The sequence below is a fragment of the Streptomyces sp. NPDC127068 genome, assembly GCF_042724695.1.
Lineage (GTDB): Bacteria > Actinomycetota > Actinomycetes > Streptomycetales > Streptomycetaceae > Streptomyces.
The window spans coordinates 290,869-309,487 of the sequence record NZ_JBHXEN010000001.1; the positions used below are offsets into that span (position 1 = coordinate 290,869).

At 72.4% G+C, this 18,619-nt stretch carries 12 protein-coding genes; 6 read left to right on the forward strand and 6 right to left on the reverse strand.

Features of this window, described 5'->3' with window-relative positions:
* Positions 1 to 221: 221 nt before the first annotated feature.
* Complete coding sequence (locus ACFWIA_RS01250; protein WP_386999119.1) at positions 222 to 3,593, reverse strand: BTAD domain-containing putative transcriptional regulator; 3,372 nt, start codon at positions 3,591 to 3,593, stop codon at positions 222 to 224.
* 203 nt (positions 3,594 to 3,796) lie between these two features.
* Between ACFWIA_RS01250 and ACFWIA_RS01255 the strand changes: the two genes are divergently transcribed.
* A complete protein-coding gene (locus ACFWIA_RS01255) occupies positions 3,797 to 4,558 on the forward strand; it encodes an SDR family oxidoreductase (RefSeq protein ID WP_386999121.1) in 762 nt (253 codons plus the stop codon).
* A 131-nt stretch (positions 4,559 to 4,689) separates the two neighbouring features.
* Positions 4,690 to 5,127 carry a nitroreductase/quinone reductase family protein gene (locus ACFWIA_RS01260; RefSeq protein WP_386999124.1) on the forward strand — a complete coding sequence of 146 codons (438 nt, stop codon included), beginning with the start codon at positions 4,690 to 4,692 and terminating at the stop codon, positions 5,125 to 5,127.
* Positions 5,128 to 5,206: 79 nt separating this feature from the next.
* On the opposite strand, the gene ACFWIA_RS01265 is transcribed toward ACFWIA_RS01260, so the two are convergent.
* From ACFWIA_RS01265 to ACFWIA_RS01275, 3 genes are all read right to left on the reverse strand, one after another.
* Positions 5,207 to 5,554, reverse strand: a complete 348-nt coding sequence (locus tag ACFWIA_RS01265) for a hypothetical protein (protein WP_386999126.1) — start codon at positions 5,552 to 5,554, stop codon at positions 5,207 to 5,209.
* A 195-nt stretch (positions 5,555 to 5,749) separates the two neighbouring features.
* On the reverse strand, positions 5,750 to 8,113 hold the full coding sequence (locus tag ACFWIA_RS01270; RefSeq protein WP_386999127.1) for a DPP IV N-terminal domain-containing protein: 2,364 nt from the start codon (positions 8,111 to 8,113) through the stop codon (positions 5,750 to 5,752).
* Between the two features lie 63 nt (positions 8,114 to 8,176).
* Positions 8,177 to 9,748 (reverse strand): MFS transporter, encoded by a 1,572-nt coding sequence (locus ACFWIA_RS01275; protein ID WP_386999129.1) that lies wholly within the window; start codon positions 9,746 to 9,748, stop codon positions 8,177 to 8,179.
* 298 nt (positions 9,749 to 10,046) lie between these two features.
* On the opposite strand from ACFWIA_RS01275, the gene ACFWIA_RS01280 reads away from it, so the two are divergent.
* Complete coding sequence (locus ACFWIA_RS01280) at positions 10,047 to 10,820, forward strand: TetR/AcrR family transcriptional regulator (protein WP_386999131.1); 774 nt, start codon at positions 10,047 to 10,049, stop codon at positions 10,818 to 10,820.
* 42 nt (positions 10,821 to 10,862) lie between these two features.
* Here the strand turns inward: ACFWIA_RS01280 and ACFWIA_RS01285 are convergent, their stop codons facing one another.
* Both ACFWIA_RS01285 and ACFWIA_RS01290 read right to left on the reverse strand, forming a co-directional pair.
* Entirely contained in the window at positions 10,863 to 12,713 is a 1,851-nt protein-coding gene (locus tag ACFWIA_RS01285; protein WP_386999134.1) for an MFS transporter, read from the reverse strand.
* 221 nt (positions 12,714 to 12,934) lie between these two features.
* On the reverse strand, positions 12,935 to 15,145 hold the full coding sequence (locus tag ACFWIA_RS01290) for a serine hydrolase (RefSeq protein ID WP_386999136.1): 2,211 nt from the start codon (positions 15,143 to 15,145) through the stop codon (positions 12,935 to 12,937).
* A 425-nt stretch (positions 15,146 to 15,570) separates the two neighbouring features.
* On the opposite strand from ACFWIA_RS01290, the gene ACFWIA_RS01295 reads away from it, so the two are divergent.
* From ACFWIA_RS01295 to ACFWIA_RS01305, 3 genes are all read left to right on the forward strand, one after another.
* A complete protein-coding gene (locus tag ACFWIA_RS01295; RefSeq protein ID WP_386999138.1) occupies positions 15,571 to 16,338 on the forward strand; it encodes a GPP34 family phosphoprotein in 768 nt (255 codons plus the stop codon).
* A gap of 675 nt (positions 16,339 to 17,013) precedes the next feature.
* Positions 17,014 to 17,871, forward strand: coding sequence for a helix-turn-helix domain-containing protein (locus tag ACFWIA_RS01300; RefSeq protein WP_386999140.1), 858 nt, complete (start codon positions 17,014 to 17,016; stop codon positions 17,869 to 17,871).
* A 439-nt stretch (positions 17,872 to 18,310) separates the two neighbouring features.
* Positions 18,311 to 18,520: a DUF397 domain-containing protein gene (locus tag ACFWIA_RS01305; protein WP_386999142.1), complete on the forward strand. Its 210-nt coding sequence runs from the start codon at positions 18,311 to 18,313 to the stop codon at positions 18,518 to 18,520.
* Positions 18,521 to 18,619 lie beyond the last annotated feature (99 nt).

The following is an 18,619-nucleotide window of genomic DNA, read 5'->3' on the forward strand; positions in this document are numbered from 1 at the left end:
GGTAGTGGGAAGGTTGCCGGGATTCGCATGGAACTTGCGCATCTCCCTCGTGTGTGCAGCAAGCCGGACCAGGGAAAGGGCGCGCCTTTCCCGCTCGGCGGGAGCCCTACAACTCCCTTTCCGTCCATGGGGATTGTCGTATATTCCGGCGACCGTTGAATCCCTCTTCCGACGACGGGACGCCCTACCCGGGAGCCCGGGCGCAGCGGATGCGGCGGAAGTTACCCGTGCGGCCGGGAGTCTTCGGATCGGCCGGAGTCGTGGACGGCGACGAGGCGCTGGGCCGGGTCCGCGGTCCGCGCGTACGCGGCCGTGAAGGCGGTGTCGCCCAGTGCGGTGCGGGTGGCGGCTTCGATGCGGTCGACGTCCGCGCGTTCGGCCGGGGGCAGCGGGGCGCCCACCGCGGCGCGGGCGCGGGCGGCGGTGCCGAGCAGGCTGGCGGCGTGTGCGGGGCGGCCCGCGAGCCGGTGGGCGCCGGCCAGTCCCTCCAGGGCCAGCGCCACCGCCCGGGGGTCGCCCGTGCGGCGGGCCGCGGTCAGGCCCTGGGCGTGGAGGGTCAGTGCCGCTTCCGTCTCCCCCCGCTGTTCGGCGAGGAAGCCGAGTTCGGCGAGGATCAGGGCGGTGCCGTTCTCCGCGTCGAAGCGGCGGTTCCACTCCAGCCAGGTCCGTAGCCGGCGTTCGGCCTCGTCGTACCGGCCCTGTCGGCGGGCGCCGAGGGCGAGGCCGGTTTCGGCGAACTCCTGGGCCCGTCGGTCGCCGTGTGCGACGGCCACCCGGCGGCCCCGTTCGTGGAGTTCCGCGGCCCGGGCGTGGTCCCCGGTCAGGAGGGCGATCCTGCCCAGTTCGGACCAGCGGGTGGACGTCTCGGTCCACAGGTCCAATTCCTCGGCGATGCGCAGCCCGTCGCGGTGTCGGAGTTCGGCGGCCCGGTAGTCGCCGGCGATCTCGTCCAGTCGGCTGAGGACCGCGCCGGACTGGAGTTGCCCCCACTGGTCGCCGCTCTCGCGGAACAGGGCGAGGCTCTGCTCGCCGTCGGCCCGGGACGCCGCCAACTCGCCGCGTACGTAGTGCTGTACGCCCCGGACGCTGAGGGCCGCGGCGATGCCCCAGCGGTCGTCCAGGGCCCGGAAGTCGTCCAGGGCCCGGCGCACCAGTTCCTCGCCGGTCTCCCTGGCGCCGAGCAGGGTCACGGCGTAGCCGACGAACCAGGTGGGTGCGGCCCGGTCGCGCGGGTCGCGGATGGCGTCGGGCAGCCGCAGCGGCGAGCCGGGGTCGGGACGGTCTCCGCACAGGAGCGTCATGCCGACGTGCCAGGCGGTGACGACCGCGCGCGGGTCGGGGTCCGGCGCCCCGTCCGGTGGCGTCGCGGGCGGTGCCTCCTCGACGGCGAGGGCCGTGGCCATCGAGCGTCGGGCCTCGGTGAACCGGCCGCGCAGGAACCAGTACCAGGCCAGCGCCCGCACCAGCCGGCGCGCGAGCGGGGCGTCACCGGTGGTGGCGGCGGTGTCGAGGGCGGCGCGCAGATTGGCCGCTTCGGTGTCGAGTCGGCGCAGCCACGGTTGTTGGGCGCTGCCGCACAGGTGGGGGTCGGCCCGCTCGGCGAGGTCGGTGTAGTGGTGGGCGTGGGCGCGGCGCAGTTGTGCGTACTCGGTGGTGGGGCCCTCGCCGGGGGTGGTCCGCAGGCGGTCCAGGCAGTACGCGGACACCGATTCGAGGAGTCGGTAGCGGGGGCCTTGGGGGTGGTGGGTGACGACGACGAGGGACCGGTCGACCAGTCGGGCGAGCAGGTCGACGACTTCGGCGGGCTTGACGCCGCCCCCGGAGCAGAGTGCCTCGGCAGCTTCCAGGTCGCAGCCGTCGGAGTGGATCGCGAGGCGGCGCAGGACGGTCCGCTCGGCCGCGGTCAGCAGGTCCCAACTCCAGTCGATGACGGCTCGGAGGGTCCGTTGGCGTGCAGGGGCGTCGCGTCGGCCGGCCGTCAGGATGCCGAAGCGGTCGTCGAGGCGGCCGGCGAGGCGGCCGGCGAGTGCGGCCGGGCCCAGGACGCGGACCCGGGTGGACGCCAGTTCCAGGGCGAGCGGGATGCCGTCCATGCGGCGGCAGATGGTGGCGACGGCTTCGGTGTCGTCGTCGGACAGGGTGAATCCCGGCGATGCGGCGGCGGCCCGGGCGGCGAAGAGTCGGACCGCGCTGGATCGTCGCACCTCGCGGGGGGTGGCTCCCGGTGGTGGCACGTCCAGCGGGGGGACGGGCCACAGCGTTTCGCCGGACAGGTCCAGCGGTTCCCGGCTGGTGGTGAGGAAGTGCAGCCCCGGTGCGGCCCTCAGCAGGGTGCGGACCAGGTGGGCCACCGCGTCGACGACGTGTTCGCAGTTGTCGAGGACGAGGAGGAGGCGGCGGCCGTGGAGGGCGTCGGCCAGTCGCTCGGCCAGCGGGCCGGGGCCTGTGGTCGGTCGGGGGCCGGGCCGGACGTCGTCGCGGATGCCCAGGGCCACGGCCACCGCTTGGGCCGGCCCGTCCGCCGTGCCGGGGCCGGGCGTGGTGCCGGGGGTGCCGGGTTCGGGGGTGCCGGTGGAACGTGCGAGTCCGGAGAGTTCCACCCACTGGACGCCGTCGGGGAAGGAGTCGGCGGCCCCGTTCGCGACCTCCAGGGCGAGTCGGGTCTTTCCGACCCCGCCGGGGCCGGTCAGGGTCACCAGGCGCTCCGCGGCCAGCAGTGCCCGTACCTCGGCCACGGCTCCGGAGCGGCCGATCAGTGCGGTGACGGGGACGGGGAGGCAGGAGATGTTGCCGGTGTCCCTCGGGCTCGTGGTGTCGGCAGCGGGGACGGTGGGCGGGGCGGCCGGCTCCTGGCGGAGGATCTCCCGTTGCAGGGTGACCAGCGCGGGGCCGGGTTCCAGTCCGAGTTCCTCGGCCAACCTGCGGCGCAGCTCCCGGTAGACGTCCAGGGCCTCGCCGGGCCGTCCGGCGCCGTGCAGGGCCCGCATGTGGGAGGCGCGCAGCCGCTCCCGCAAGGGGTGTTGGGTCGTCAGTTCGGCTATCTGGGCGGCCAGTTGGGCGTGGTCTCCCAGGTGGAGCCGGGATTCCGCGTACTCCTCCCAGACCAGCAGTCGTTGTTCTTCGAGGCGGGCCGCGGCGGCCCGGGCGAAGGGTCGGTCCGCCGATCCGGCGAAGGCAGGGCCGCGCCACAGGGCCAGGGCCTCGGTGAAGCGCGCGGCGCGCTCCCGGGGGTCCGTGGTGTGCCGGGCCCGGTCGGCGAGTGCGGCGAACCGTTCGGCGTCGATGGCGTCCGCGGCTTCGCCGCTCACCTGGAGGAGGTAGCCCGGCGGGCGGCGCACCACGAGGTCGTGGCCGCCGGCGGCGGCCAGGGCGCTGCGCAGCCGGGACACCAGGGTCTGGAGGGCGCTCGTGGGGCGGGCCGGCAGCCCGTCGCCGTCCCCCCAGAGGTCGTCGACCAGTCGGTCCGCGGAGACCGCCCGCCCCGGGTGCACCAGCAGGTCGGCCAGCAGGGTGCGGACCTTCGTTTCGGGCACCGTCAGGGCGTCGCCGTCCACTGTCCACACGGCCAACGGGCCCAGTACACCGAAGCGCATGGCCCCAGCGTATGACGGGGCCGCGGCCGTGGGCGGCCCGCGCGTGCGGGGTCGGTAAGCGGGTCGACGGTCGACCGCATGCGGATCGCAAGTGGATCGCATGCGGTGTCGCGCAGGGTTCTTCCAGGACGCCGCGCCGGGCACACCGGCCCGGCGACGGAGCACCACCGCAGTAGGCCGACGCACGAAGAGAAGGAGTCGTCATGAGCAGGTTCGCGGGGCAGAAGGCCGTGGTCACCGGGGGGACCCACGGCATGGGTCTGGCGATCGTCAAGGCGCTCCTCGCCGAGGGGGCCGAGGTGGTCCTGACGGGCCGCAACGAGAAGACCCTCGAAGAGGCGCGGACCGAGCTGGCGGGGGCGGCGGCGCACGTGGTGCGTTCCGACGCCGCGAGCACGGCCGACATCGCGGCCCTCGCCGACCTGGTCCACCGGGAGTTGGGTCATGTCGACCACCTCTTCGTCAACCACGGCATCGCGGAGTTCGCCGAGCTCGGTGAGGTCACCGAGACGTCCTGGGACCGGCACTTCGCGGTCAACACCAAGGGCGCCTTCTTCACCGTGCAGGCCCTGGCGCCGTTGATCGAGGAGGGCGGGTCGGTGGTCTTCACCACGGTCGCCAATGACGTGGTCTTCCCCGGTTTGAGCGCCTACTCCGCGTCGAAGGAGGCGACGCGCGCCTTCGCCCACGTCCTGGCTGCCGAGTTGCTGCCCCGGCGGATACGGGTCAACTCGGTCGCCCCGGGGTTCATCGAGACGCCGTCGATGGGGGTGCCCGGGCTGAGCGAGGAGGAGCGGCGGGAGTTCGTGCGGCAGGGCGAGGAGACGACCCCGTTGCGGCGCACCGGCACGATGGCGGAGGTCGCCGCCGCGGCGCTGTTCCTGGCCGGTGACGCCACCTTCACCACCAATGTGGAGTTCGCCGTCGACGGCGGATTCGCCCAGGGCCTCGTGGCCGCGCACTGATCCGGTCGGCGGCGCGGGAAGAGACGGTCGGAGAGGAGTACGAGATGTCAGTGCGCGGCTCTGGACGTACGGGGAGCCCTTCGGAGCCCTCCTGGTCCGCGGGGGAAGGGGTGGACAGTCCCGATCCTTCGGTGGCGGAACACGTGCGCCGTTACGTGGAGACCGACGGGGCGAGCGGCTACCGGGAGGGAGGGATGACGAACCTCGTGCTCAGCCACCGGGGGCGCACGTCGGGCACGCTGTACCGGACCGGCCTGTTCTTCGGCGAGGACGGCGACCGTTACGTGCTCGTCGCCTCCGGTTCGGCCGTGACCCACACCCACCCCCAGTGGTACTTGAACGTGGCCGCGGAACCGGAGGTGCACGTGCAGGTCCTCGGTGAGCGGTTCCTCGCCCGGGCGCGTACCGCGGAGGGGGAGGAACGGGAGCGGCTGTGGTCGTTGATGGTCGGGCTGGCTCCGGTGTACCGGATGTACGAGGCGCGCAGCCGCCGGGTGATTCCGGTGGTGGTCCTCGAACGGGTGGGGTCCCCCGCGTCCTCCGTGGCCCCCGCGTCCTCCGCGGGGTGATGTGCGGGGGTCGGGAACCGTCGCGGGCCTCTTCGACACCCCTTCGACAGCTCTTCGACAGCCCTTGGGTGACATGCCGTCACGCTGCGTGAGAGTGGGTTTCGGTCGCTTCGTGGTGGGTGATCCGTCGGGTGCAGTGCGGGCCGTGGACGGTGACCGAGTGACGCCACAGGGGACAACAGGGGTCCAGCGGGGGCGGGGCGTCGAGGGGGTCCACGGCGGCGGCGAGCAGCGCGTGTTCCCTTTCGGCCAGGGCCCGTTGGTGGTTGGTCCGTTCTCGGCCGGCGGTCCAGGAGAGGAAGAGCGTGCCGTACGCAAGCGCCCCGGCGGGCAGCCAGTGGCCCTGGTACCCGGCGTAGAGGGCCGCGGCGGCGAGGAGGACGCTGATCGTGGTGAGTCCCTGGGCGAGGCGACGGCTCGATGTCACTCTACGTATCCTTCCGTGCGTATTTTCGGATGTTCAGGATTGTTGCATTTCTCCGGCGTTATGGGGATACGTAGGGCGGAATCGGTGAGGTTCAGTCAGGTGGTGTGATTCGTCACGGGGGTGGGCATACGTCACAGCGGCCACCGCTTCGGGGGCGGTGGCCGCTTCATGGATGTCGGGCGTCGGGCGTCGGGGTCAGCTGAAGATGTCGGTCAGCAGCTCCGCGTCGATCTCGGGCCGGGCGAGGCGGTAGCCCTTCGGCGGCTCCGTGTGCAGCAGGTGCCGCAGGAAGTAGTCCCAGCGGCGCCGGCTCACGTAGTGCTCGTAGCCGAAGAAGACGTGCTCGGCGCGGGGGACGATCAGCAGGTCGAAGTCCTTGTCGGCGTCGATCAGGGCGTCGACGAGGAGCAGCGTCTGGTGGGGGTGGACGTTGTCGTCCATGCCGCCGTGGACGAGCAGCAGCTTGCCCTCGATGCGGTCGGCGGCCTCCACGTTGGACGACCGGGCGTAGTCCTGCTCGGCGGCCGGCCCGTCGTACGTCTCCGACCACCAGGCGAAGTACTGCCGGTTCTCGTGGTTGCCGGCCTCCGCGACGCCCACCTTGTAGAACTCGGGGTGGTCCGCCATGGCCCGCACCGTGGCGAAGCCGCCGCCCGACAGGCCGAAGACGCCGACCCGGTCGAGGTCCATCCAGGGGCGGGTGGCGCCCAGCTGACGGATCGCCGCCACGTGGTCGTCCAGGTGTCCGCCGGTGTGCAGCCGGCCGTACGAGGCGTCGTGGAACGCCTTGTCCCGGCCGGGCGTGCCCCGCCCGTCGACCGCGATCACCACGAAGCCGAGCGCCGCCACCGCCTCCGCGTCGTGGCCGAGGACGCCCGGGTCGAAGGACGGGCTGACCCGGTGGGCGTGCGGGCCCGGGTACGGGTGGTCGATGACCGGGTAGCTGCGCCGCGGGTCGAAGTCGTGCGGCTTGTAGAGGACGCCGTAGACGTCGGTGACGCCGTCGGCGGCCTTCGCCCGGAACCGCTCGGGGGGCGTCCAGCCGGTGGCCCGCAGCCGGGTGACGTCGGCGGTCTCCAGGTGCACCACCACCCGGCCGTCCCAGTCCCGGACGGTGATGACGGGCGGGGTGTCCACCGTGGACGCCGAGTCGAGGAACCGGTCGCCGGCCGGGGTCACGGTGACCTGGTGGTCGAGGCCGTCGTCGGTGAGCCGGCGGAAGCCCGTGCCGTCCAGGCCGATGCGGCACACCGTGCGCCGGTACGGGTCGTCGGCCACCAGGCCCGAGGCCACGAAGTGCACGGTGCCGGCCTCCTCGTCCACCCGCAGGATCTCCTGGACCGCCCAGTCGCCGCGGGTGACCTGCGCCAGCCGCTCGCCGGTGGCCGTGTCGTACCGGTAGAGGTGGCCCCAGCCGTCGGACTGCGAGTACCACAGCGCCTGCGCGCCGTTCGCGAGCAGCCGGACCATGGGGGCCTGGGCGCGCTGCTGGGCCGGTTCGACCCGGGTCGGCCCCGACTCGCTGACCAGGGTGCGGACCTCCCCGGTGACCGCGTCCATCCGGTCGAGGCTCAGGGTGCGCACGTCCCGGGACTGGCGCAGGAAGTACACCGCCGAACCGTCCTCGGCCCACCAGGCCCAGCGGGTGGTGATCGGGGACATCAACGGCATCTCCAGCGGCTCGGTCCGGGCCCGCACCGCGTCGCCGGTCGCCGCGTCGAGCACGATCAGGGTGCCGGTGGGCAGGTGCTCGTCTCCCGGGTACGCGTACTGCTGGGGCAGCAGTTCCGGGGCGCCGCCGGAGTCCGGGACGGCGGCGACGAGGTGGGTGGTGCGGACCTCGCGCTGGTCGGTGAGGTGGGTGAGGACGCGGGTGGAGTCGGGGGACCAGGCGAGCGCGGGTGGCAGGTGCGGCAGGCCGATCCGGCGGAGCAGGACGAGGGGGCTGAAGGGGCTCAGCCCGTACTCGTGGTCCTGGGTGCCGTCGGTGGTGAGGGGGCGCTCCTCGCCGGTCTTCCGGTCGCGTATCCACAGGTCGTGGTCCTTGAGGCGGACCGAGAGCTTCCCGTCGGGCGACACCATGTCCAGGAAGCTGCCCGGGGTGTGGTCCTCGATCCGCTCCAGGGCGTAGGTGTCCAGGTCGCAGCGCCAGTGGCCCTCGGGAGTGTCGAACTCGACGGCGGTGTGGCGGGCTTCGGCCCCGTCGGGGGCGCCGGTGAGTTCGATGGCGTCGAAGGGGAGGCGGGCCGGGTCGGCGGGGTTGCCCGTCGCCTCGGCGAGGGCGGCGGCGAGACGGTGGTGGTCGAAGGCGGGGGTGCGGGTGCCGCGGCGGGTGTCGACGGCGAGGAACGCCCGGCCCGGGCGGCCGTCGGCGGCGGTGGCCGAGGTGCCGACCGCGTACCAGAAGCGGGAGCCGTCGCCGGTCCAGTGGGGGCGGACCTTGGCACCGGGCGTCAGTCCTGCGCGGTGGTGGCGGAGCAGGGACTCCGCGGTGGCGTAGCGCTCGGCGGGCAGCTGCGGGGCCGGGGACTGCGTCGGGTTCTGGTGCTGACCGGTCATCGGGTGCTCCTCGGTGGGTGTCGGGCTACTGGTGGGCGGGTGGTGCGGGGTGTGACGGGTGGGTCAGTGGTGGGCGAGTACGGGGGCGGGCTCGGGGGCCGCGGCGGGGGTTTCGGCGGCGGGGGTTTCGGGGGTCTTGTGGTTGCGCATGACCAGGTGGGCCAGGAGGGCGGCGGCGAGGACCCCGACCGCGGCGATGACGAAGCTGGTGGACATGGCCTCGGTGAAGGCGTCCCGGGCGGCGGCGGCGAGTCCCGCGTCCCCGGTGCCCTCGGCGACGGCGAGGGCGTCGGCGATCGAGGCCTCCGCGGCTTCGGGGGCCGTGTCGGGCATCCGGTCGGCGAAGCCGCTGGCGACCACGCTGCCGAGGATCGCGACGCCGAGGGCGGCGCCCATCTGCTGGATGGTGTCGTTGAGGGCGGAGCCGACGCCGGCCTGCTCCTCGGGGACGGCGCCCATCAGTGCGGCGATCGCGGCGGGCATCGCCAGCCCGGAGCCGCAGCCCAGCAGGGCGAGCGCGGCGGCGACGGCCGGGAACTCGCCGCCGGGGGCGGCGGCCGACAGGGCGAAGAAGCCGCTGGCGGAGACGAGCAGGCCGGTGACGACGAGTCGGCGGTTGCCGATGCGGCTGCCGAGGGCGGCGCCGATGCCGTTGAAGACCAGGGAGGCGACGGCGACCGGGATGAACGCGAGTCCGGCCTCGGTCGGGGTGTAGCCCAGCACGAATTGGAGGTACTGGCTGAGGACCAGCAGCAGTCCGCCGTTGCCGACCTGGACGAGGGTCAGGGAGAAGCTGCCGCCGCTGAAGTCACGGTTGCGGAACAGGCCGAGCGGGACCATCGGGGAGTCGGTGCGCGCCTCCCACCACACGAATCCGACGCTGGCGACGACGGCGGTGATCAGGGCGACGAGGGTGCTGGTGTGGCCGAGTCCGCCCTTGGGCAGTTCGATGATCGTCCAGACGATGGCGACCATGCCGACCGAGGAGAGCACGGCGCCCAGCGGGTCGGGCTTCTGCCAGGGCCCCTTGGACTCGGGCATGAGGGCGTACGCGGCGACGATGGCGATGACCGCGATCGGCACGTTGATCAGGAAGACCGCGCCCCACCAGAACCAGGCGATCAGGGCGCCGCCGAGGACGGGTCCGCCGATCAGTCCGACCATGGCGACCGCGCTCCATGCGGACATCGCGGTGCGGCGCTCCCGCTCGTCGAAGACGGTGATGAGGATCGACAGGGTGCTGGGCAGCACCAGGGCGCCGCCGACGCCCATGACCGCGCGGGCCGCGACGAGTTGGCCCGGGTCGGTGGCGAAGGTCGCCGCCAGCGACGAGAGTCCGAAGAGCGCCAGGCCGATGATCATGATCCGGCGGCGGCCGAAGCGGTCGGAGAGGCTGCCCGAGGTCAGCAGCAGGCCGGCGAAGACCAGGATGTAGGAGTCGAGGATCCACTGGGTGTCCTGGGCGGTGGCGCCGAGGTCCTCGGTGAGCGAGGGCACCGCCACGGTGAGCACCATGTTGTCGATGACCAGGACGAGCGTGCTGAGGCACAGCACGATCAGGATCAGCCAGCGGCGGGGGTTGCGGGCGGCGGGGCCGCCCGTCGACGACGTCGACGTCCGGGTGGGCGTTTCCATGCGACACCTCTCGATGCGAAGCGGCCCGGCCGGGCCGGGGCGGGAGGGGCTCGGCCGGGTTCGACCGATCGGATGCGCACACCGTTCCCGATGTGCGAACACCGTTCCTTCGTTGAGAACAACGTACGCATCGGGAGCGGTGTGCGCAAGTGCGCACACCGTTCGCAGCAGGGCGCGATCGCGCCGCGAGGTTCGGTGTACGCACTTGCGCACGGTGTGCGCTACGGTGAGGGTGAAGCCTCGAAGCCGGTCGGAACCCCTCCCTCCGCGCGTGCCCGGGGCGGAACGGGAGCAGGCCATGGCAACCGCAGCACAGCCCTCGGACGACAGCGGGACCGGCGGGCGCGCGCAGGCCGCGCAGCCGCCGGTCACCTCAGCCTGGACGCGCCGCCGCCCGCGCCGGGAACAGCCCGTGCTCAGCCCGGAGCACATCGTCGGCGAGGCGATCGCCCTCCTCGACGAGGAGGGCGTCGAAGCGCTCAGCATGCGACGGCTCGGCACCCGGCTCGGCGCCGGCGCCACCTCCCTGTACCGGCACGTCGCCAGCCGGGAGGAACTGATCGAGCTGGTCGTCGACGAGGTCTACGGCGAGATCCACGTCCCCGAGGCGCAGGACCCCTCGGGCTGGCGCGAGGCCGCCGCGGGCTGCGCGGACAGCGTGCGCGCGATGATCCTGCGGCACGCCTGGATCGCGTCCTTCCTCAGCCAGGTCGGGCTCTCCCACATGGGGCCGAACGTCATGCGGGTCAACGACCGGATGATCGCCCTGTTCGAGACCGCCGGGTTCCCCGTCGAGGAGGCGGACATGGCGATCAGCACCGTCGTCGCCTACGTGATGGGCACGAGCACCAGCGAGGCCGCCTGGCTCACCCTGGTCGCCCGCAGCGGCGAGGACGAGGACGCCTGGGCGGCCCGGCTCCAGCCCGCGATGGACGAGGCCACCGACGCGTACCCGCGGCTCCAGCAGCCGGAGCGGCCCGCGTCGCAGACCCTCGCCGACATCCGCGACCGCAAGTTCCAGTACGGCCTGGACCGCGTGCTGGACGGTCTGGCGCTGCGCCTCGCCCCCTGACCGGGGCGCGGACCCGCCCCGCTGCGCCGTCGCCCGGGGGGCTCAGCCCAGTTCGTCGGGGCAGGTCGTGCCGCGGGGGATCTGGTAGCGGGCGGCCAGCCGGTAGGTGCCCGAGTGGGGGGCCAGGAGTTCCGTCCACTGGTCCCCGTGGGCGTCCTCCTCGGCCTCCCGCACGCAGCCCGCCACGTTGTCGAAGGACTTCGGCACGCCCTTCGGACGGGCCTTGGACTCCTCGGTCTCCCCGGGCGGTTCGACGCTCTCGCCCTTCTCGTCGATCAGTCCCAGCCACGGCGAGTAGGGCACCCGGACGAGTATCCGGCCCGGCGCGCGCACCTCGATGGTCATGCCGCCCTGCTCGATGTCGGTGACCGTGGCACCGGGGCCGGCCAGCGGCGTGGGGTCGAGCACCTCGAACAGCTGCCAGTGCGCGTCCCCCCAGACCTGCTTGAGGTACGGCTGGCCGCGGAGCACGAGCTCGCGTTCGCGGCGGCCCCCGTCGCCGTCCGGCTCGTCGTCGGGCAGCACGACGTAGTGCACGGCCCACCGCTGGAGCCACTCGTGGTAGTTCGCGGAGTTCAGGGTGTCGTCGTAGAAGAGGGGGTTGCGCTCCATGTCGGCCTGCCGGTTCCAGCCCCGGGCCAGGTTGACGTACGGGGCGAGCGCGGACGCCTCGCGGTGGCTGCGCACCGGGACGACCTCGACCCGGCCGCGTTCGGTGTCGACCCGCTGCAACTGGTTCACCAGGGGCGCCAGCTCACGGGCCCAGGACGCCTTGGGCGTGGTGTGGACGACGTCGATCGTGGCCTTCACCCCGGCCCAGGTGAGGAAGCCCGCGAACACGCAGACGATCACGTACCACTTGCGGCTGCGCGGCACGGTGTACGGGAGCGCGGCCAGCAGCACCACGCCCGCGAACAGCAGCCCCAGCCGGGTGATGTTGGAGCCGACCTGGGAGCTGATCAACCAGCTCAGCAGCACCGCCAGGGTGTAGACGGCGGCCGTGATCCGGACCGTCGTCCAGTCCTTCGGGACCAGGAAGAACACCAGCGCCCCGTACAGCACCGGCAGGCTCGCCGACCCGAACGACATCGGCATGGTGCCGGAGAACGGGAACAGCCACGCGGACAGCGCCACCACGACGCTCGGGGCGAGCCCCAGGGCGAACGCGCCGGGCCGCCGCTTCTGGAGGAACAGGGCCGCCGCGACGAGCCCGACGTACAGTCCCGCCACCGGTGAGGCGGCCGTGGCGAGCGCGGCGAAGAACGCGGCGACCGCCGCCTTGGGCCACCGCCGCAGCCGCCAACGGTACGGCCAGCAGAACGCCGTCGCGACCGCCGCCAGCCCGAACATGATGCCGAGGCCGAAGGTGACCCGGCCCGAGGCGGTGTTGCACATCAGCGCGAACAGTCCGGCCAGCGACGCCCACAGCGGATTGCGCACCGGCCGCGAGCGCACCAGCAGCAGGGTGAGCAGCGACGCGGACACCGTGCCGGCGATCATCATCGTGGTCCGCACCCCGAGCACGGACATCAGGTACGGGGACACCACGCTGTACGAGACGGGGTGCATCCCGCCGTACCAGGCGAGGTTGTACGCGGAGTCCGGGTTCCGACCGACGAACTCCGCCCACGCGTCCTGCGCCGCGATGTCCCCGCCACCGTTCGCGAACGTGAAGAACCAGGCGATGTGCAGGACCGCCGCGAGGGCCGTCACCACGGTGACGGGGTGCTTCAGGAACGCGGCTCCCCGGCCGGGGGACGCAGGTTCGGGCGCCGGTTCGGGGGGACCGCCCGGGCCAGGCGTCGGCCGCTCCACGGTGTCCCCGCGGGCGCGCCGGCCGGCGGTGCCGTGCGGTTCGGCGTCGTCGGACCGGATCGGCTCCGTCGTGGCCACGTGCGGCTCTCCCCGTGTTCGTCACTGTCCGGGGTGATCCGGGGCGACGCTGCCCCTGAACCCAGGCGTCCTGCCCCGATGAACGCGACGCTAACACGGTCCGAGCGGCCGGGGATCACTGCGGTGCCCCGGCCGGAAACGGCACCGCCGCCCGCCCCGGGGAGGGGCGGACGGCGGGGTGTCGCACGCGAGGGCGGCCCGGCGGCCGGGCGCGGGACGGATCATCCCAGGCGGGTGATCTTCGCTCCGAAGCCGGGCTCGCTGGTGGCGCTCTGGAGGGCGATGGGCACCTCGACGGCGCCGCTGGAACCGTCGCCGACCTTCAGGGTGCCGACCCGGGCCCCGGCCGCCGCCTCGTGCGTGAGGTCCTCACCGGCGCTCAGTTCCACCTTCACGGTGTGCCCGGCGAAGCCGACGGCCGACACGTCCTTGGTCACCACGACCGGGGTACGGGTGCCGAGCCCGTCGTCGACGTACCCGACGACCGCGCCCTTCTTCAGGATGGTGCTGGCCCTGACCTCGCCCTGCGCCGCGATCATCGCGGTCTTGCTGACCGCGTTGACGGTGTCGATGATCGGCGGCTTGTGCTGGCCGAGGATCGCGCCGACGACGATCGCCGTCTCGCCGCCGACCTCCTTGGTGCCGGCGAAGAGCAGGTTGCCGCCGGCCTTCGTGGTGGTGCCGGTCTTGATGCCGAGCGCGCCGTCGTAGGGGACGAGGCGGTTGTAGTTCTGCCACTCCTTGCCGGTCTGGTCGGTCCACACGGGCAGCTTGGTGATGTCCGTGAGGGCCTTCATCCGCACCAGCTCGTTGCCCAGCTTCACCTGGTCCTCGGCGGTGCTGACGGTGGTCTCGTTCAGCCCCGACGGGTCGGTGTAGGTGGTCTTCTCCATGCCCAGGTCCTTGGCGGCCTGGTTCATCTTCGCGACGAACTCCTTCTCCGAGGAGTCCCAGCGGGCCAGCAGACGGGCGATGTTGTTGGCGGACGGGATCATGATCGCGGAGATCGCGTCCTCCAGCGTGATCCGGTCGCCCTCCTTGAGGGTGTTCAGCGTCGACTCGCCGACCGAGTCGAGGCCCCCCTCCTGCTCCGCCTTGGCGTCCACGGGGATCTTCGGTCCGGCGGCGCCGGGCTTGAGCGGGTGCTCCTTGAGGATCACGTACGCGGTCATCGCCTTGGCGACCGAACCGATCGGAACGGGCTTCTGCTCGCCGAACTTGGCCATCGTGCCGACGCCGTTCACGTCCATCCAGCCGTGCCCCTCCTCGGGCCACGGCAGCGACACCTCCTCGCCCTCGAAGGTGAACGTCTGCTTCGCGGTGAGCGTCAACGAGGGTTCCGGGAGCGGCCTGATCATCTGTGCGACCGCGAAGACGACCACCAGGAGCAGGACCAGCGGGGTCCAGATCTTCACCCGTCGCGCGGCCGTCCGCAGCGGGGTCTGCCGGGGCGGCGGGGTGTTGGTCAGCTCGGCGAGGAGGTCCAGCGGGGGCTTCGGGGGAAGCGGCTGCTGGGTGGTGAACTCCGGTGAGGGGGCGGGCATGGCCGAGGTTGCGCCGGCGCTGCCGTCCGGGGCGGGCCGGGCGCCCGCTCCGGTGCTGGTGCCCGTGCCCGTCCCGGTGGTGGTGCTCGGGTCTGCGGCGCTGTCGGGTTCGGCGGCGGTGGCGGTGGCGGTCGCCCAGGACGGCTTGGCCGCGGGGCGCCGGGGGGCAGCCGGCTCGTCCAGGGGTTTGAGGGCGACGAACTTGCTGGTCCGCTCCTGGTCCCGCTCGACCGGGGCGGCGTCCGGGTCTGACGGCTCGTCGCCCTTCGGGGCCTTGTCGTCCGTCGGCTCCGTGACGTCACCGAGCTTCAGCGTGGTGGTGGGCTGGTCAACGCGGGGCGCGGGCATGCGGAAGATGCCCGTGGCCTGGTCGACGCCCGATCCGTCGCTGTCACCGTCGTCGGCATCGGTGTCGGTGTCGGTGCTGTCTTCGGTACTGCTTTCGGTGGTGGAGGCGCTCGGTTCGTCCGCGGCGGCCGTGGTGCTCTCGGCGTCCGAGTCGTCCGGGTGATCCGTCTCCCCGGCGTCACCGCCGCCGGCTTCGGCTTCGGTTTCGGCTTCGGCGGATTCGTCGGCTTCGGGGGGCGAAGCGGAACCCGGGTCGCGGGGCGGCGTCGTGTCCGAAGCGTCGTCCGCCGGAGCGCCCTCGGGGCCCTCGTCCCCCTGCGGCTCCCCACCAGATCCCGTCGAGCCCTCCGTACGGCCCTCAGCGGCCTCGGCGGCGGTGTCGCCGTCCACGGGGGAAGCGGAACCCTCCGCGGCGCCTGAGGGGCCGCTACGCGCCTCGGCGGGGGCATCGGGCGCGTCGTCCTCGCGGTCCGACAGTGCGAGGGAGGTCCGGAACACCGCGGTGGCCCGGTCCGCGCCGTCACCGGTGGGGCCGCTCACCCCGTCCCCGGCCGGCGGGGACACCGCGCGGCGCGGATCACCGCCCCCGGACGACCGCCCGTTCGCGGGCGCCGGAACCGATCCTGCCCCCGCTGCCGTCCTGGGTGTCTGGGAGTCCACCGGGTCCCCCGACGCACTCTGCTGCTCCGACCTGCCGGGGGACTCGCCCGCCACCGTGCCTCCTACGCCGTGCTTCAACCACTCAGCCAACAACCGGCCGCGCCTGCTCGCCATTGGAACGCACGACGCGCCTCGATCCCGAATTCGGGACGTACGTGGCCGCCCCAGTCTGCTGGGTACCGAACCCGCCCCCCGGGTAGACGAGAACGACATACCTATCGGTTCCACAACAAACCGGCCACGCACTCTCGACAGACCAATGTGAGAGGGGTCACCCTGTCATTCATCCACGCGGGGAGGCATGGATGGGCAGGAGCCGCAGAACACTTCCGGAGGAGCTGCTGTTGCTCGCTCTGGACCCGACCACGGGTACCACAGCGCAGCCGCAGTCGCTTGACCTCGGGCTGGCCGGAGCGCAGCTAGTCGAGCTGGCGCTGGCCGGACGAATAGCCCCAGACGGGGATCGTATCGCCGTGGTCGTGCCACGGCCGACCGGAGATCCGACCTTGGACTCCGCACTGGAACTACTCCGCAGGCGCGGGGCTCCGGTACGGGCCGTCCACTGGATAGGCGGGCCCCGACTGGGGCTGCGCCAGACGTATCTCTCGCACCTCGAACGGTGCGGCATGGTGCATGCCGTGGCCGGGCAGATGTGCGGAGTACTGCCGACGACTCGCTACCAGGCGACGGACACGGCGATCAGTCGGGAAATCAGGGCCCGACTGGACAGTGCGATCCGGACCGGCGTTCCGCCGGACCCCCGGACCGCGGCGCTCGCCGCGCTGGCCCATGCGGTCGGACTCGGCAAGCACTTGTATCCCGGGAACGAAGGACGTTCCTCGCGGTCCCGGCTGCGGGACCTGATCCGGCACGATCCGATGGGCGGGATGGTGGCGCACGCCGTCATGGACGTCCAGAACGGAGCGGGTGCGGGGCCTCGGCGGCCGGCTGCTCCGGGTGCAGGTGCGGGTGCGGGTGCGCCCGGGGCCGGGGGTCGGCCCGGTGGTCGGGCCGAGCCGGGGTTGCCCGTGCAGGCTCGGCACGGGGCGATGGCTCGGGCCGTCGCCCACTGAAGCGCTCCGCTTGGGGTTGGGTGGGTCGTCGGCGCGGTGCGCTGGCGGTCTGCCCCCCCTGTGCGCCGTGCGCTTCTGCGGGTACGTCCCGCTCCACGTCCACCGTTCCGCGCGGTGCGCTGTGGTTTTCGCGCAGTTCCCCGCGCCCCTGATCTCCGTGCGTCCCGGTTCGGGTGCGTGGTTCCGCGCGGTGCGCTGAGGGTTTCGCGCAGTTCCCCGCGCCCCTGATCCCGTGCGTCCCGGCCCGAGTGCGCTGCTCCGCGCACCTATCGGGGCGCCCCGGAGAGCAGCAGGACAGCGAGTCGCCCCTCGGGCCCCGTCAGGGGCGCGGGGAACTGCGCGGGCAACCACGGCGCACCCGCACGCGACACCGCACCCCGACCAGGCAGCCCCCCAAGGGGCGCGGGGAACTGCGCGAAACCCACAGCGCACCACGCAGGACAGCGCACCCGGGCCGGGACGCACAGGTCAGGGGCGCGGGGAACTGCGCGAAACCCTCGGCGCACCGTACGGGAAACAAGCGCACCCCGCGCACCCCGCGCCAAGGGATGCCCAAGAACATGGAGTTCGCCAGCGCCGACACCCCACCGAGTGGCAGTCTGCTGAACAGCAGATACGGATAGTCGCCGGCGACAGCAGCCAGTGGTCGCAGGCCCGGAGCCGGAGGTAAGACCCATGGCGTCCCATGTCAACCCCACTGTCAGACGCCGCCGCCTCGGCCAGGAGCTACGCCGCCTGAGGGAGTTGAAGGGCATGACCGCCGAAGAGGTGGCCGAGCGCCTCCTCGTCTCCCAGTCGAAGATCAGCCGCCTGGAGAACGGCCGCCGCAGCATCAGCCAGCGGGACGTGCGCGACCTGTGCGGGGTGTACGAGGTCGAGGACGTCCGCATCGTCGAGTCGCTGATGCAGATGGCGAAGGACTCGCGCCAGCAAGGCTGGTGGCACTCCTTCGGCGACATCCCGTACAGCGTGTACATCGGTCTGGAGACGGACGCCGCCTCGCTGCGCGTGTACGACCCGCAGGTGGTGCCGGGCCTGCTCCAGACCCGGCCCTACGCACAGGCGCTGATCTCGGGCGCGCTGCCGGAGACCGCGCCGAACGACATCGACAAGCGGGTGCAGGTCCGGCTGCGGCGCCAGGAGCGGATCTCGGCCCCGCAGAACCCGTTGCGGCTGTGGACCGTGCTGGACGAGGCGACCCTGCGCCGGATGGTCGGCGGCAAGGACCTGATGCGGGAGCAGTTGGAGTACCTGGTGGAGCAGTCGCGGCTGCCGCACGTCACGGTCCAGGTGATCCCGTTCGACATGGGTGCGCATCCGGGGCTGAACGGTCAGTACGCCATTCTGGAGTTTCCCGACGCGTCGGATTCCAGCGTGGTCTACATCGAGGGGGTCACCAGTGACCTCTATCTGGAGAAGGCGAACGACGTGCAGCGCTACAGCGTGATGTACGAGCATTTGCGGGCACAGGCGTTGAACGTCGAGCAGTCGCGGCAGTTCATCTCCGACATTGCGAAGGACTACGCACGCTGAGCGGACTTTTCCGGTCCTCATCGATGCCTTCACGTACCCCCGGCGATCGCGGAAACGATCGTATGGGGGTACGCTCAGTCACCGGTTCCTTGATCCCGGGTACGGGTTCGGGGCAGGTGCGGAACGGGTCGCCCCTTCGGGCGGAGCGCGATCCCCTGCGGGCAACGCAGGTGTAGAAGCGGGAAATTGACCGCTCTCGAAAAAATTGCCGAATAATACACCTAGGCCAGTGAGCCGCGGAAGACCTGAATGCCCAATCCCATCCTGTCGAGTGAATAGCGAGTTCGCTCAGTGGAGTTGGCGAGTAGCGTCGAGCGCGCCATCACGGAGCACGTCCCCGACCCGGGGGCGCGGTTCCTGGGGGCGGCGACCGTCGGGGCCACGGCCACCGACCGGTCAGCCACACAACCAACTGGCAACTGGCACAACCGGAGCGAACATGGCAATCCAGCAGGGCTCTACGCACACGTGGGTCAAGTCCTCCTACTCCACGGGCAACGGTGCGTGCATCGAGGTCAAGTCCCCGATCGCGCACACCGTCGACGTCCGTGACTCCAAGGTCACCGAAGGCCCCACGCTCGCGCTCACCTCCGAGTCCTGGACCTCCTTCGTGACCGGTGTGCACGGGGGCGCGTTCGACCTCGGCTGACCCGGCCGCGACCGCGCACCGCACCGCGTACCACGTACCACCCGAAGAGCCCTCTCGACTGGCCCGCCGTCCCGGCCGAGGGGGCTCGGCACTGTTCCG

Coding starts and splice junctions, on each gene's coding strand:
- ACFWIA_RS01250 (WP_386999119.1), bottom strand. CDS start 3,593: ATGCGCTTCGGTGTACTGGGCCCGTTGGCCGTGTGGACAGTGGACGGC.
- ACFWIA_RS01255 (WP_386999121.1), top strand. CDS start 3,797: ATGAGCAGGTTCGCGGGGCAGAAGGCCGTGGTCACCGGGGGGACCCAC.
- ACFWIA_RS01270 (WP_386999127.1), bottom strand. CDS start 8,113: ATGACCGGTCAGCACCAGAACCCGACGCAGTCCCCGGCCCCGCAGCTG.
- ACFWIA_RS01275 (WP_386999129.1), bottom strand. CDS start 9,748: ATGGAAACGCCCACCCGGACGTCGACGTCGTCGACGGGCGGCCCCGCC.
- ACFWIA_RS01280 (WP_386999131.1), top strand. CDS start 10,047: ATGGCAACCGCAGCACAGCCCTCGGACGACAGCGGGACCGGCGGGCGC.
- ACFWIA_RS01295 (WP_386999138.1), top strand. CDS start 15,571: ATGGGCAGGAGCCGCAGAACACTTCCGGAGGAGCTGCTGTTGCTCGCT.
- ACFWIA_RS01300 (WP_386999140.1), top strand. CDS start 17,014: ATGGCGTCCCATGTCAACCCCACTGTCAGACGCCGCCGCCTCGGCCAG.
- ACFWIA_RS01305 (WP_386999142.1), top strand. CDS start 18,311: ATGGCAATCCAGCAGGGCTCTACGCACACGTGGGTCAAGTCCTCCTAC.